The organism is Caldichromatium japonicum (genome assembly GCF_011290485.1).
Taxonomy (GTDB): Bacteria; Pseudomonadota; Gammaproteobacteria; order Chromatiales; family Chromatiaceae; genus Thermochromatium; species Thermochromatium japonicum.
Window position 1 is genome coordinate 1,817,236 of sequence record NZ_CP048029.1, and the last position, 13,960, is coordinate 1,831,195.

The 13,960-nt window shown below is 63.1% G+C and carries 15 protein-coding genes; 4 read left to right on the top strand and 11 right to left on the bottom strand.

Going from position 1 to position 13,960, the window contains the following annotated elements:
* Positions 1-17: 17 nt before the first annotated feature.
* Positions 18-347: a hypothetical protein gene (locus GWK36_RS08910; protein WP_166270845.1), complete on the top strand. Its 330-nt coding sequence runs from the start codon at positions 18-20 to the stop codon at positions 345-347.
* Positions 348-436: 89 nt separating this feature from the next.
* Here the strand turns inward: GWK36_RS08910 and GWK36_RS08915 are convergent, their stop codons facing one another.
* The 10 genes from GWK36_RS08915 to cutA form a co-directional block, all read right to left on the bottom strand.
* Positions 437-1,483 (bottom strand): vWA domain-containing protein, encoded by a 1,047-nt coding sequence (locus GWK36_RS08915; protein ID WP_166270846.1) that lies wholly within the window; start codon positions 1,481-1,483, stop codon positions 437-439.
* A gap of 24 nt (positions 1,484-1,507) precedes the next feature.
* Positions 1,508-2,008 carry a DUF4381 domain-containing protein gene (locus tag GWK36_RS08920; RefSeq protein ID WP_166270847.1) on the bottom strand — a complete coding sequence of 167 codons (501 nt, stop codon included), beginning with the start codon at positions 2,006-2,008 and terminating at the stop codon, positions 1,508-1,510.
* Positions 1,998-2,939, bottom strand: coding sequence for a DUF58 domain-containing protein (locus tag GWK36_RS08925; protein ID WP_166270848.1), 942 nt, complete (start codon positions 2,937-2,939; stop codon positions 1,998-2,000). Before GWK36_RS08925 ends, GWK36_RS08920 begins: the two co-directional genes overlap by 11 nt.
* Positions 2,940-2,948: 9 nt before the next feature.
* Positions 2,949-3,935 (bottom strand): AAA family ATPase, encoded by a 987-nt coding sequence (locus GWK36_RS08930; RefSeq protein ID WP_166270849.1) that lies wholly within the window; start codon positions 3,933-3,935, stop codon positions 2,949-2,951.
* Positions 3,932-5,272 carry an acetyl-CoA carboxylase biotin carboxylase subunit gene (gene accC / locus GWK36_RS08935; RefSeq protein ID WP_166272577.1) on the bottom strand — a complete coding sequence of 447 codons (1,341 nt, stop codon included), beginning with the start codon at positions 5,270-5,272 and terminating at the stop codon, positions 3,932-3,934. Before accC ends, GWK36_RS08930 begins: the two co-directional genes overlap by 4 nt.
* A gap of 86 nt (positions 5,273-5,358) precedes the next feature.
* Positions 5,359-5,817: an acetyl-CoA carboxylase biotin carboxyl carrier protein gene (gene accB, locus GWK36_RS08940; RefSeq protein WP_166270850.1), complete on the bottom strand. Its 459-nt coding sequence runs from the start codon at positions 5,815-5,817 to the stop codon at positions 5,359-5,361.
* A 3-nt stretch (positions 5,818-5,820) separates the two neighbouring features.
* A complete protein-coding gene (aroQ, locus tag GWK36_RS08945) occupies positions 5,821-6,282 on the bottom strand; it encodes a type II 3-dehydroquinate dehydratase (protein ID WP_166270851.1) in 462 nt (153 codons plus the stop codon).
* A 105-nt stretch (positions 6,283-6,387) separates the two neighbouring features.
* On the bottom strand, positions 6,388-6,975 hold the full coding sequence (locus GWK36_RS08950; protein WP_166270852.1) for a TlpA family protein disulfide reductase: 588 nt from the start codon (positions 6,973-6,975) through the stop codon (positions 6,388-6,390).
* Positions 6,972-9,278, bottom strand: a complete 2,307-nt coding sequence (locus GWK36_RS08955; protein ID WP_246237504.1) for a protein-disulfide reductase DsbD — start codon at positions 9,276-9,278, stop codon at positions 6,972-6,974. The genes GWK36_RS08950 and GWK36_RS08955 overlap by 4 nt, the downstream gene beginning before the upstream one ends.
* Positions 9,279-9,412: 134 nt before the next feature.
* Positions 9,413-9,748: a divalent-cation tolerance protein CutA gene (gene cutA / locus GWK36_RS08960; RefSeq protein WP_166270854.1), complete on the bottom strand. Its 336-nt coding sequence runs from the start codon at positions 9,746-9,748 to the stop codon at positions 9,413-9,415.
* 99 nt (positions 9,749-9,847) lie between these two features.
* On the opposite strand from cutA, the gene GWK36_RS08965 reads away from it, so the two are divergent.
* Positions 9,848-10,258 (top strand): FxsA family protein, encoded by a 411-nt coding sequence (locus GWK36_RS08965; protein WP_166270855.1) that lies wholly within the window; start codon positions 9,848-9,850, stop codon positions 10,256-10,258.
* Positions 10,259-10,273: 15 nt separating this feature from the next.
* The gene (locus GWK36_RS08970; RefSeq protein ID WP_166270856.1) at positions 10,274-11,821 is read left to right on the top strand and encodes a J domain-containing protein; all 1,548 of its coding nucleotides are present in this window, start codon (positions 10,274-10,276) and stop codon (positions 11,819-11,821) included.
* A gap of 108 nt (positions 11,822-11,929) precedes the next feature.
* Here the strand turns inward: GWK36_RS08970 and GWK36_RS08975 are convergent, their stop codons facing one another.
* Entirely contained in the window at positions 11,930-12,235 is a 306-nt protein-coding gene (locus tag GWK36_RS08975) for a hypothetical protein (protein ID WP_166270857.1), read from the bottom strand.
* A gap of 461 nt (positions 12,236-12,696) precedes the next feature.
* On the opposite strand from GWK36_RS08975, the gene GWK36_RS08980 reads away from it, so the two are divergent.
* Complete coding sequence (locus tag GWK36_RS08980; protein WP_166270858.1) at positions 12,697-13,950, top strand: tyrosine-type recombinase/integrase; 1,254 nt, start codon at positions 12,697-12,699, stop codon at positions 13,948-13,950.
* The last annotated feature ends 10 nt before the right edge of the window (positions 13,951-13,960 follow it).

Below are 13,960 nucleotides of genomic sequence, written 5' to 3' on the forward strand. Positions count from 1 at the left end.
AAAAGCTCTCCCGATCCTTGGATGGCGCTGCGCCTAGTTGTTTATATCGGTCTGCTTTACAAGACCTGATCAACAGCCGCGAGGTCAAGGCCAGCGAGCGCCTGCCGCCTATCTTTCCGGTTGTGCCCTACAACAGCAAAGCCCCCTGGCGGGCACTCGATCTCGCCGAGCTGATCGAGCCGGCACCCGCAAACTTGTCCGGCTATCAGCCTAAGCAACGCTATTGGTTGTTTGAAGAGCGTGCAGTTGACATCCAGGAGCTGGGCGATGATAACGCGATGACGCATATCTTCGCCTCGAACAGAACCACTATCCGGCAGAACTGCGCCAAGCAGTCGCAAGATTAAGCCAGATCTTGCAGTAACCATCCTACACATCGCTCAGGTAATCAGGGCGAGCGTCCCTGATCCAATCTTGATCAGGCGCACATCGTGCCCTACCCAGCACGCAGGCGCCGCCCCCGCAGGATCGACTGGAGAGGGCGCATGGCGCGCCCTAGCGAGATGGGGGAGAAGACATCGAGGGCGATCAGGGCCGAGAGCAGGAGCGCCAGGGCCGCCGGCCAGACGAAGAGCGAGCGCCTTGGGCGATAGAGGCCCGAGGCGCGGGCGCTGGGTTCCAGGCGATCTAGCTCGGCATAGACCCCCTCCAGCTCCTCGCGGCTGCCGACCGTAAAATAGCGCCCGCCGGTGCGCCGGGCAATCTCTTCGAGCGTCTTGGGATCGAATTCATCGCCCATCCCCCGCCAGCGCAGGCCCAAGGGCGAGCGCACCCCAAGCTCACCACCGCCGATCCCGATCGTATAGACCTTCACCCCAAACTGAGCGGCAAGCTCGGCGGCCTCCAAGGGCGTCAGCGCCCCGGCATTGCTCGCCCCATCGGTGAGTAAGACCAGGACCCGCGCGCCGGGCGGTTGATCGCGCAGGTGCTTGACCGCAAGCCCAATGGCATCCCCGATCGCCGTCTCGCGCCCCGCAAGCCCGACGACGGCCTCTTGTAAGAGCTCGGCGACCGCCTGGCGATCGAAGGTCAGAGGGACCTGGAGATAGGGGCGACTGCCGAAGAGGATCAGCCCCAGGCGATCCCCCTGTCTGCGCTCGATAAAGGCACCGGCCGCCGTCTGGACTACCTGGAGGCGCGAGACGGGGCGCCCGGCGCGCTCATAGTCCTGTTGCTCCATACTCCCCGAGACATCGACCACAAGCATGAGATCCCGCCCGGCGACCGCAAGCGCGATAGGTTTGCCGGCCCAATAGGGCCCGGTCGCTGCCAGGACCAGGGCGACCCAGGCACTGATCCCCAGCGCCAGGCGATGGACAGGGCGTTCTGCGTCGCGGCGCTCGTCCCCCCTGATCGCAAGGCCCGGTGGCAAGGGAAAGCGCAGGGCAAGCCCCGGTCCTTCCTGAGCTGGCGGCAGCAGACGCATCCACGCCCAAGGCAAGGGCAAGAGAAGCAGGACCCAAGGTGAGTCGAGACCGATCATTCTGTGCTGAGGGCCTCTTAATAATTATGGATGCACAATATGGCCCATCCTTGCGGGCTGACGTGCGATCCATTGGGCGATCAGGGCATGGAGTGCATCGAGGTCCACACCATCGGGGGCAGGGCGATGCGCGGCATCGACTAGCGCCCGCCCCACCCCTCGGCCAAAGGCTCCGTCGCCGCCGGTGCGATCTAAAAAGTCAAGCCACGCCTCGCCGTTCAGCCCCGCGACCTGATCAGGTGGGTAATAGGCCAGGGCCACCCGGCGCACAAGCCGAGAAAGTGCCGCCAGATGGCCCCGCCGGTCGCCGTCGGCGGCAAGGGCCTGCCTGAGGCGGACAAGCTCAAACCGCGCGGCACGGCGCGGATCGCGGGCCCTTTGCCTGCGCCATGACCAAAGGCCGAGGGCCGCTGCCGCAAGCAATGCCAATCCAAGCAGGGCCCACCACCCCGGTGCCGGTGGCCACCAGGAGGGTGCCTCGGGCAGGTGCCAGTCGCGCAATTCAGCGAGCAGCTCAGGGTCCATCTCGGCACAGGCTGCGCAATGCGCGCCCCACGAACTCATCTGTGCCCAGCATCAGCCAATGGGCGCCATACCTTCGCGCCCAAGACTCAAGCAGGGCCTGGCGTTGGGCAAAACCGGCCTTGAGCCCCTCCCGTACCTTGCGCGTACCGAGATCCAGGACCCGCGTCTGGCCTTCCCAAAACACTGGATAGCGCCCAGGCGGGGGCGGTTCGGACTCAATGGGATCATGGATCAAGACCAAAAGGAGCTCATTTCCCCTGCTCAGGCGTACCAGGGGAGGGGGGAGGCCCTCGCCGGGATGACCGGGCAGTTCCAAGAGCGCCATGAAGTCGCTGATGAGCACGATTAGGCTGCCGTGGTGTACCGCCTCTGCCAGACGACGCAGGGCCTGCAAGAAGGGGGACCGACCGCCCTCACCAGGAGCCAAGGGGTTGCTGAGACGCGCAAGCAGGGGCAACAAGCCCCGCCCCTGAGCCGCTGGCCGGCGTTCGACCAGACGGTGTTCGTCGAATACCAATCCGCCCACGCGGTCGCCCGCTTCGACTGCCACCCAACCCAGGAGCGCCGCCACTTCGGCGGCAGCGAATGACTTAAAGGCCCGGCGCGTCCCGAAGCGCATCGATGGCCCTTGATCGACGGCCAGCCACAATGGGCGTTCGCGTTCTTCGGCGAAAACCTTGACATGGGGCGCAGCGCGACGCGCGGTCAGCCGCCAGTCCATGTGGCGCGGTTCATCGCCCGGCGAATAGACGCGGGACTCGCGATAGTCCATGCCTCGACCGCGAAAGGGCGAGCGGTGGGCGCCGCTGCGGGTCGCAATCACCCGCCCCCTAGAAAAGAGCTCCAGGCGCCTCGCCTCGGCCCGCAGACCGATGAGCCAAGAGAGCTCAGGAGACACACTGCCGACGGATAGGGGATCAGGCCGGCTCATCGCCAAGGTTCAGGGCGCAGGCACCCGCTTGAGCAACAGGTCGATCAACTCATCGCTGCGCCGCCCCTCGGCCTCCGCCTCATAGGACAACAAGACGCGATGGCGCAAGACATCGCAGGCAAGCGTCTGGATATCCTCAGGCGAGACGAAATCGCGCCCTAACAGCCAGGCACGCGCGCGGGCGCAGCGGTCGAGCGCCAGGGTCGCCCGCGGGCTTGCGCCAAACCGCACCCAGTCGGCAAGCTCGGGGGCATAGCGCTGCGGCCAGCGGGTGGCAATCACCAGATGCAAGAGATAGTCCTCGACCTCGCGCGCTAGGTAAAGCTCAAGCAGGGCACGACGCGCAGCGAAGATCTCGGCCTGACTTAAGACAACCGCTGGTAGGGGAGATGGGGCCTTGGCCTGGGCGCGGTTGAGCTTGAGGATCGCGCGCTCGGTCTCAAGGTCCGGATAATCGATGCGCACTAGCATCAGAAATCGATCGAGTTGGGCCTCGGGCAAGGGGTAGGTCCCTTCTTGTTCGATCGGGTTTTGGGTCGCCATCACCAGAAAGAGTTCGGGCAGGCGATAGGTCTTGCGTCCGACGGTTACCTGACGCTCGCCCATGGCCTCCAGTAGGGCGGATTGGACCTTGGCGGGGGCGCGGTTGACCTCATCGGCGAGGATCAGATGATGAAAGATCGGCCCGGGCTCGAAGCGAAAGCTCCCATCTTGAGGCCGGTAGACCTCTGTACCTGTGAGATCTGCAGGCAAGAGATCAGGGGTGAACTGGATGCGATGGAAATCGGCTTGAAGCCCTGCCGCCAATTGTTTGATCGTCGTGGTCTTGGCGAGTCCAGGTGCACCCTCAACCAACAGATGACCGTCGGCGAGCAGGGCGATGAGCAGACGCTCGATCAATAAGGGCTGCCCCAGAACCGCCTCACTCAGCTGCAGGCGCAGGGCCTGAAAACGCTCGACAAGTGCGGTGGGACCGTTTGCCGGCTGGGGCTTCATCGCCCGAGCATCTTTTCCAGATAATGGATGTTGGTGCCGCCGGCTAAGAAGGCACCATCGCGCATGATGGTGCGCTGGAGCTTGATGTTGGTGTCGATCCCCTCGATCACCAGCTCGCGCAGGGCATTGCACATGCGCGCGATCGCCGAGGCACGGTCCTCACCATGGACGATCAATTTACCGATCATCGAGTCATAGTGACAAGGCACGGTATAACCGGCATAGAGATGGGTGTCGATCCGCACCCCAGGACCACCCGGGGCATGGAACTCAGTGACCTTGCCTGGGCTGGGCATGAAGGTCTCTGGATGTTCGGCATTGATCCGGCACTCGATGGCATGCCCGCGGATCTGGATATCCTCTTGTTGGTAACGCAGCAGCTCGCCGGCGGCGATCAGGATCTGTTCCTTGACGATGTCAACGCCCGTGACCATCTCGGTGACGGGGTGCTCGACCTGGACGCGGGTATTCATCTCGATGAAATAGAACTGGCCGTTTTCATAGAGAAACTCGAAGGTTCCCGCCCCGCGATAGCCGATCGCCCGGCAGGCCGCCGCGCAGCGCTCGCCGATGGCGCGACGCTGCGCCTCGGTGATCCCTGGCGCCGGTGCCTCCTCGACAACCTTTTGATGCCGGCGCTGCATGGAACAGTCGCGCTCGCCGAGATAGATGGCATTGCCATGCTGGTCGGCAAGCACCTGAAACTCGATATGTCTCGGGTTTTCGAGAAACTTCTCGAGATAGACTGTATCGTTGTTAAACGCAGCCGCCGCCTCGGCGCGGGTCAGGGCGATGGCGTTGAGCAGCGCCGCCTCGGAATGGACCACCCGCATCCCGCGCCCACCACCGCCGCCAGCGGCCTTGATCATGATCGGATAGCCGATCTGCCGCGCGATCTCGATGGTGCGCTTGGGATTGTCGTCGATCGGCCCGTCCGAGCCAGGGACACAGGGCACACCAGCCTCCTTCATCGCGGCGATCGCCGAGACCTTATCGCCCATCAGGCGAATGGTCTCGGGGCGCGGTCCAATGAAGATAAACCCCGATTTCTCCACCCGCTCGGCGAAGTCAGCATTCTCTGATAAGAACCCATAGCCCGGGTGGATGGCGACCGTATCCGTGATCTCGGCGGCGCTGATGATGGCGGGGATGTTGAGATAGCTCTGCTGTGCGGGTGCCGGCCCGATGCAGACCGACTCATCGGCCAAAAGGACATGCTTGAGATGACGATCGGCCTCGGAATGCACGGCGACCGTCTTGATGCCGAGCTCGCGACAGGCGCGCAAGACACGGAGTGCGATCTCGCCGCGGTTGGCGATCAAAATCTTTTCGATCATGGCTGGCATGGAGATCTCTCATGATGCGCCGGGATGGGGGCAACACCGGCGTCTTGGGGACGGAGGAGCGCCGGCATCCAAACCCCTCAAGTGATCAAAAATAGCGGCTGGTTATATTCGACCGGCTGGCCGTTTTCGACCAGGATGCGCTTGATGATCCCCGTATGTTCGCATTCAATCTGATTGAGGATCTTCATCGCCTCGATGATGCACAGGACATCGCCTGGCTTGACCGCCTGACCCTCCTCGACGAAGGGTTTGGCCCCGGGGGCCGGCGCGCGATAAAAGGTCCCGACCATCGGCGAGCGCACCACGATGCCCGCAAGTTCTTCTTCGTCCTCCTGGGACGGCGCAGGCAAGGTATCAAGGTGGGGCACAGCGGCGACCTGAGGAGACAGCGGCGCACCCTGGGGCAGATAGACCGGCATGGGCTGCCCGGTGTAGCGGCTGATACGCACCGACTCCTCGCCCTCGTGGATCTCGATCTCGGCGATATCAGATTGCGCAAGCAATTCAATCAACTTCTTGACCTTACGGATATCCATCGCTCAATGGGTCTCGTCGGTTGGCTCTTGGTCCAATCGGCCCAGCGCGGCCTGTAATGCCAGCGCATACCCCTTTGCACCCAGCCCTGAGATCACGCCTACAGCGATGTCTGAAAAATACGAATGGGCGCGAAACGGCTCGCGGGCATAGATATTCGATAGGTGCACCTCGATGAAGGGGATGGCGACGGCCAGGAGCGCATCGCGCAGGGCGATGCTGGTGTGGGTAAAGGCGGCTGGATTGATGATGATAAAACGCACACCATCGCGTCCAGCCTGGTGAATAGCCTCGACCAAGTCCGATTCGGCATTGCTTTGGACGAAGTCAAGTTGATGTCCAGCCGCGTTTGCGATGGTCCTGAGTTCCTGTTCGATCGCAGCGAGGGTGACGCGCCCATAATGAGCCGGCTCGCGAACGCCGAGCAGATTGAGGTTGGGACCATTCAGCACCAGGATCGAGGCCATCGGATGCTCGCAAGCCGAATCGGTTAATCCGCCTTGCCGCCGCGATAAATGGACGGCAAACCATGGCGAATTGTCCGGATTTAGCGAAATCCTGTCCAGAGCGACTCAAGGTGCGCGTGTCCTCTTCTGCTGACTGGCCGATCCCAGGAAGGGGGCAAGCCAGCGGTCGAGCTCGGCATCAGACAGAGGGCCAATCTGACTGTGGATGCGGCGCCCCTGGCGGTCAAAGATCGCAGTAAAGGGCAGGACCTCAAGCCAATTGCCCAGTTGCACCGCGGTATTCAGGGCCTCGGGCGTCGCCAGAAGGACTGGATAATTGATCGGCTGGGTAGCAAGCAGGGCGCGCACCTCCTCAGGCTGATCCACCGCGATCCCGACGAACTGTATGCCCAGTGGGCGCAGGCGCTCCTGAGCTGCCACAAAACGCGGGATCTCCTCAAGACATGGCGGGCACCAGGTCGCCCAGAAGTTCAATATCAGGACCTTGCCTGCCCAGGCGTTGCTTGGGACCTCGCGCCCTTCCAGATCCTTCAAACGCAAGTCAGGCAGGGTCTCGATCTGATCCTTGTCTAGATCAATGGCTATCTCCTGAGTCTGAGGCCGCTCCCCGATCAACCGCTGCCCGAGCAATGCAGTACCGACGCTGATGCCGGCGGCCATTACCGTGATCAAAATGACCTTGAGCGCCTTCATGGCCTCACCCCCTGAAGATGGGCGATGAAGGCGGCAGGCGGCTGAAAACCGATGACCCGAGTCTGCGGATGCTCGCGGCCTGCGGCATCGAAAAACAGGAGCGCCGGCGGGCCCGGGATGCCGAAACGCCGCTGCAAGGCGCGATCCTCGGCGTCATTGGCGGTGACATCGGCCCGCAGCAACACAAAACGCCGAAGCTCAGCTTGGACGTCCGGGTCGCTGAAGGTCGCGCGCTCCATCTCTTTGCAGGAGACGCACCAGTCGGCATAGAAATCGAGAAGCACCGGCCGCCCGCCGGCCTGCGTGAGCTCTTGCTCAAGATCGGCGAGCGTCTTGATGGGCTTGAAGGAGACCTCCGCACCGGCGCCAACGCCGCTTGCGATGAGTCCGCGCAGCGGCTGGAGCGTATCCTGCCCCCCTGCGGCTGCGCCCACCAGCATCAGGGCCCCATAGACCAGAAGCGCCACCCCCAGGCCCTTCCAGAGCTTGCGCCAACCGCTGGCATCCGGCTTAAGGGGGCTCAAAGCCCCAAGATAGACCGCCGAGCAGATCAGTAGCAGGCCCCAGAGGATCAGCGAAAGCGCAGGCGGCAGGATGCGTTCGAGCATCAGGATCGCCACCCCCAGGAGCAAGACACCAAAGACCGCCTTGACCGACTCCATCCAGGCTCCAGCGCGCGGTAGGAGCTTGCCCGCCGAAGTGCCGATCGCAAGGAGCGGGACACCCATCCCGAGGCTCAAGGCAAAGAGCGCAAACCCTCCTAAGAGCCCATCCCCCGTCTGGCCGATATAGGCCAAGGCCCCGAACAGGGGCGGCGCTACACAGGGCCCAACGATCAGGGCCGAGAGCACCCCCATGATCGCCACCCCCAGCAAGGTCCCGCCCTGCTGGCGGTTGCAGAGCGCCGCAAGCTGCGATTGCAGGGCGGAGGGGAGCTGAAGCTCATAAAACCCGAACATGGACAAGGCCAAAAGCACGAAGACGGCGGCGAATGCGGTCAAGACCCAGGGGTTCTGGAAGGCCGCCTGGAGATTGGCCCCCAGCAAGCCCGACAGGACGCCGGCGAGTGTATAGGTCAGGGCCATCGCCAGGACATAGACGAGCGAGAGGACAAAGGCGCGGCGCGCGGTGATCTCCGGGCCCTGGCCCACGATGATGCCCGATAGGATTGGGACCATCGGGAAGACACAGGGGGTGAAGGCCAAGAGCAGGCCAAAACCGAAAAAGGCAACGACGATCGCCCAGAGCCTGCTGCTGGCAAGCAAGCCAGCGATCCGGTCCTGCTCGGCAGGCGGGGGGCTTACGGCCTGATCCCCTGTTTTACCTATAGGCATTGGTCGAGCGACTTGGCTCGGGACAGGCGATGCCTTCACCGGCGCCCCGCCCAGCGCCACCCGAACCTCGCGGGTCTGCGGCGGATAACAGATCCCGATCTCGGCGCAGCCCTGATAGCTGACGCTCAGCCGCGCCTCGGTCAGCTCGGGGTCGGAGCGCATTAAGGGCACCTCCAGGTCGATCCGACCCTCATAGATCTCGACCGCTCCTACCGTGCCATCGGGTCGCACCATCTCGGGTTTGACGACCCCTGCCGGGCGTTGGATCTGGCCCAACGCGACCCCCGCTGGATCGGCCAGGGTCACCTGGACCCGCTCGGCATAGAGATAGGTGCCGGGGGCGATCGTCCAGTTCAGACGCACCCGGTCGGGGGCGATCTGCTGGGAGTCGAAGACAAAGGCGGCATCGACCTCTGGGATCTCGGGTTGGCCCGCTTGGGGGACGGAGGCGAGTAATGAAGTCAGATGTTTGGGCCTGGGTTGATCGCCCTTAGACAGGCTTGAGCCCTCGCCTGGGCCGGCAGCCAAAGCCAATGAGACCGGTGAGGGCGGTAGAGCGAGCAGCATCCGCTCGCGATGCGGTGGATAACAAAAGCCGGCGTCCGCACAACCCTGAAAGCCGACCTCGAGTTCCAACCGATCACCCGTACCTGGCGCACGCACGATTGGAAGCTCGACGGTGAGCTGACCGCGATAGATCTCGACTTCCCCGAAGAACTCGTCCTGTTTGGTCTCTGCTGACGGTAGCTCCGGTGACCCGAGCGCGATCCCTTGGGTCTGCGAGATAAACCTGAGCTTGCTGCGATAGAGATAATAGCCAGGCGCGATCTCCCAATTCAGGCGAATGCGCTCGGTATCCAATATCTCGGCGTGCAGCGGAAATGCCTGTTCCTGCGACAGGAACTCATCGCCCCAGGCCCCTGTCACCAGGCATAGACACCACAGGGCCAACCACAGGTGAAGTCGCAAGGCGACTGCGTGGTCATCCCAGCGCCTGCCGGCCCCGCAATCCAAATCGTTCGATCCTGTGGATCCCGGCGTCTGTCTAAACGCAACGCGCCTGCCGTTTGGCCAGGGTAATGGCTTTTTCAAGCCCCCCACCACTAGGACCCTTGTTTGCTGGTCACACATGTCTTTACCCATTCCAGATACTCGGCAAGCCCAGCGACGATCGGCAGGACGATGATCTCTGGGACCTCATAGGGATGCAACGCCCGCAAGCGCGCCATCAACGCATCGACCCTTTCATCCGCGGTCTTGAGCAACAGTAAGACCTCGGGATCCTGATGAATCCGCCCTTGCCAGCGGTAGATCGAGGTAATCCCTGGGACGAGATTGATACAAGCGGCGAGACGATCCTCAACCAGGGTTGTAGCCAGACGTTGCGCCGTCTCCTGATCAGGACAGGTGCACAATAGCAAACGAGCCGCGTTTGACATCCTTTGGACTTACCCTCGGCAACAGATTAAGGTTTGACAGTTCTATCGCGTCCGCATCATGCAAATACAGCGGGCGCAACAACTCAGGAGAATACCACCGTGCCATTGCTTTGGCTGTTGATCGTCCTTCCTTTGGTCGAGCTCTTCGTCCTCATCCAGGTGGGAGCACGGATCGGAGCGTTTGCGACCATTGTGCTCTCGCTGTTCACCGCCGCACTCGGCGTCTGGCTGGTGCAACAACAAGGATTCGGGATCCTGATGCGGCTGCAGGCGGCGTGCGCAGAGGGCGAGCTCCCGGCGCTCGAATTGATCGATGGCGCACTGCTGCTCATCGCTGGCCTCTGTCTGCTCGTGCCGGGCTTTTTGACCGATGGCCTGGGTTTGGTACTCCTGATCCCGCCGTTTCGCCGTTGGTTGACCGGACATGTCATCCAGATTTATCCCGGGGTACGCCCACCTCAACGGTCTGGACCACGGGTGATCGAGGGTGAGTTTCGGCGCGAGGATTGAGAAAGCCCCCTCTCGATGCCCGATCCAGGCACCCCGACCCGCCGTTGGCGCAACCGTCTGGTGCAGCCCTTCCCGAGTATGAAACCCGCCTGGACCCGCGAGCTCGCCCGCTCACTGCGCAACGGACGTCTAAGCCCTGTCTGCGCTCGCCACCTGGATGAGCTGCTCTTGTGGCTCAGCAACCCCGATCATCTGCGCGCCGCGGAGCTGGAACGTGCCATCGGCCAACAAGGACTCAGCCGCGCCCAGGCCCGAGCCGCGGCCTTTTGTTTACTCGACCAGCACCTGTTCGATAGGCCAGACCGCCCCCCCGCCCAGACCCTGGGCCTGGAAGCAGGTGTCGATCTTGGGCTTGCCAAACAACGTTATCGGCGGCTGATCCAGGTCTATCACCCCGACCGGCATCCCGAGCGCGCCGACTGGGCGACCCGACGCACCGAGCAGATCAACAGGGCCTGGACAGCGCTACAGCGCGGCAGTGGCAGTTCAGAGACCGGACTGCGCCCAGCCAGCCGACGCGCCGCGGATCACTCGCCTCCCCAACAACACCGGCCATCCTTGGGGCTGATGGACTGGATCAGTGAGATTACCCTGCCTATCTGGAGTCACCTCCAGGGGCGGATCAGGGGGCGCTCATTGTTCGAGCGGCGTCTTTCATTGACGATCGCCCTCATCGCCCTGATGATCCTCGCCGGACTGCTGTGGCCAAGGGAACACCCTAAACCGATACCGCGGATCATCCATCACCCGATTGGTACTGAGGCGTCACGGATCATCAGTCTCAAAGAACCCGCACCACCCCCGGCGGAGCAACCGCCCCAGCCACCTGCCCAGAGAGGGACGCGAGGGTCACATCCGCCTCCCATCATGGCCGCAGCCAAGCCACCAACCGCCCCTGCAGTGCCCCCTACCCAGGAGATACAGGACAGACCAGAAATCCGCCGCGATACCTCGCAGCCGCCGATCGCGGATCGCTCTGCTGAGCCGCCGCCCGCTCCAGGCCCGGCAACGATGCCTGCACTGCCCCTCCCCCCACAAGATCAACCGCCAATCCCGACTTGGGATTGGCCTCTCCTAACGGACACCCATAAGCGACCCGCACTGGCGATGGTCCCTGGCCCTGAACCGCCCAGCGCACCCCTGATCCCCGCGCCCCCCTTACCCGAGGCAGGACCCATACCGCAAGCCGCCACTGTCCCGCCGGCAGATGGGTGTCAGACGGCATGGCAGCTCTTGGAACGGTTCAAAAACGCCTATCAGGACGGTGCGCTCGACCAGCTCATGGCACTTTATAGCCCCCTGGCCAGGGAGAACGACCTGGCGGGCTGGTTTGCAATCCGCCAGACCTATGAGACCTGGTTCAGGATCACGGTCCGGCGGCAGATCGATTTCGATCAGATCCAGATCCAGCCACTCCCTGAACGCCAAGGCTGCACCCTGCGTGCCCGCTACCAGGCCGCTTATCTCGACCAGCAGGCGCGCATCGTGACCCAAAGCGGCGAGCTCGATCTCTTGCTCGAGGCCAAGGGGCCAGAGTGGCTGATCCTCAGGGCACGTTATTAATTAATTGATGGCGGGGGCTGATCCACCACCAGCATCGGTCTCACCGGACCGGTGAGGCTTTGCACTGTCTGGAGGTAAACACGCAGCCCGCCGGCGAGATCGACAGGCTCAGGCATAGACATCGATGCCCGCAAAGGCCACCAAATCGTCACGTTTTTCTAAACGCTGTACCGATTCATAGGCGTTCAAGGCACGCTGGGCCGCGCCGCCACCGTTCAATATCCGGACTGGGCTGCTATAGGGGCGGCGATCCCTCGATGTCTCAACCTGCTCAATCCCCCCGACAGGTCGTTCGAGCAGCGCCTTGGTGTCGGTATAGACAACCGGCGGTAGTGAAACCGCCTGACCTCGTTCCCAAGCGGACTCGGAAACGGCGGCATGTATCAGCGAAACCTGTGAGCCAAGGATTTGCATCTGAGGCTGAGGGCAACGCCAAACTGCGACTGAACTGACCAGAGGGATGGCTTTGGATTCAGTCTAGACCAACTGGTCAGAGGTGATATCCTGACCGTATTGTGAGAAGACAGGGGGGCTTCGAGCAGGGGGCAGTTGAGGGATGGCGATAGCGTTTGACCCTACTGGATCGGATCAGGTCAAACAATGCAACGACCCCTTGGCAGGCAGTGAGCGGATTGCAACCGGTGGAGGCTGGAAGTCAAAGGCGCACGCTCTTTAACGAGCGCGCGGCTAGACAGTTCATTATTGGCGGAGAGGGAGTCCGCTAGGTATTGATTCGGCGAGTTCCAACAGCTTCCGAAAAATGATTGATTGATCAATAGGATAGGGGCTTTCTTATTCCGCCTTCGTTCGCCAAAATTCGCCACAAGCCGCGTTTCGGTGTAACAACTGCTGTAACAACTGGATGGGGCGCAAGCATGGCGAGACTGACCGCGCGACACGTCGAAACCCTGCCCGACGGCCTGCACGCCGACGGCGGCAACTTGTATTTGCTGGTGAAGAATGAGGGCCGCGCCCGATCCTGGGTGTTTCGCTTCCAGCGTGACGGCAAGGCACGACAGCTTGGCCTGGGCAGCATCCGCGACCGGAGCCTGAAGGAAGCCCGCGAGCTGGCCGCCAAGCTGCGGCATGCCCTGCTCAACGGCGAAGACCCCGCCGGCGTCTTTGCCCGGCTGACCGGCAAGGCCGAGCGTGTCCCAACCTTCGCCGAGGCCGCCGCCCGGCTGATCGCGTCAAAGCGCCCCGGCTGGCGCAATGCCAAGCACGCCCAGCAATGGGAGAACACCTTGCGCGATTACGTGCTGCCGCGCATTGGCAAGCTGCAACCGCAAGCCATCGCAACCGAGCACGTGCTAGCCTGCCTGCGCCCGATCTGGACGGAGAAGCCGGAGACGGCAAGCCGGGTTCGCCAACGCATCGAGGCCGTGTTGGACTACTGCGCGGCGCATGGCTGGCGTGATGAAGCCAACCCCGCCCGCTGGCGTGGGCGACTGAAAATGCTGCTGCCCGAACCGGCGAAGGTCAAGCGCATCGAGCACATGCCCGCGCTGCCCTATGGCCGCGTGGCCGAGTTTTACCGCGCCCTGACCGAACGCCCCGGCGCGGCCGCCCGGTGTCTGGAATTCGTGCTGCTGACGGCCTGCCGATCCGGCGAGGCAAGAGGCGCGACGTGGCGCGAATTCGACTTCGAGGCCGGGCTATGGACGATCCCCGGCGAGAGAATGAAGGCAGGCAAGGAGCACGTCATCCCCTTGTCCGCGCCGGTGCTGGCGCTGCTTAAGAGCCTGCCGCGCATGGAAGGCAGCCCCTATGTCTTCTTCGCGCCGCGTGGCGGCATGCTCTCCGACATGACGCTGACGCAGACCATTCGGCGCATGCACGCCGACAGCTTGGCCGCCGGTGGGCAAGGCTGGATCGACCCGGCATCGGATCGCGTCATCACGGCGCACGGCCTACGCTCGACCTTCCGCGATTGGGCTGGCGAGACGACGCACCATGCCCGCGAGGTGATCGAGCACGCCTTGGCGCATCAGCTTCACGACAAGGCCGAGGCCGCCTATGCACGCGGTGCGCTGCTCGCCAAGCGCCGCGCCTTGATGGAGGATTGGGCGCGTTTCGTCACCCGGCCAAGCGCGGAGGTGATCCCCTTCCCCGGTGCACAGACATCGTGATGCAATAGCA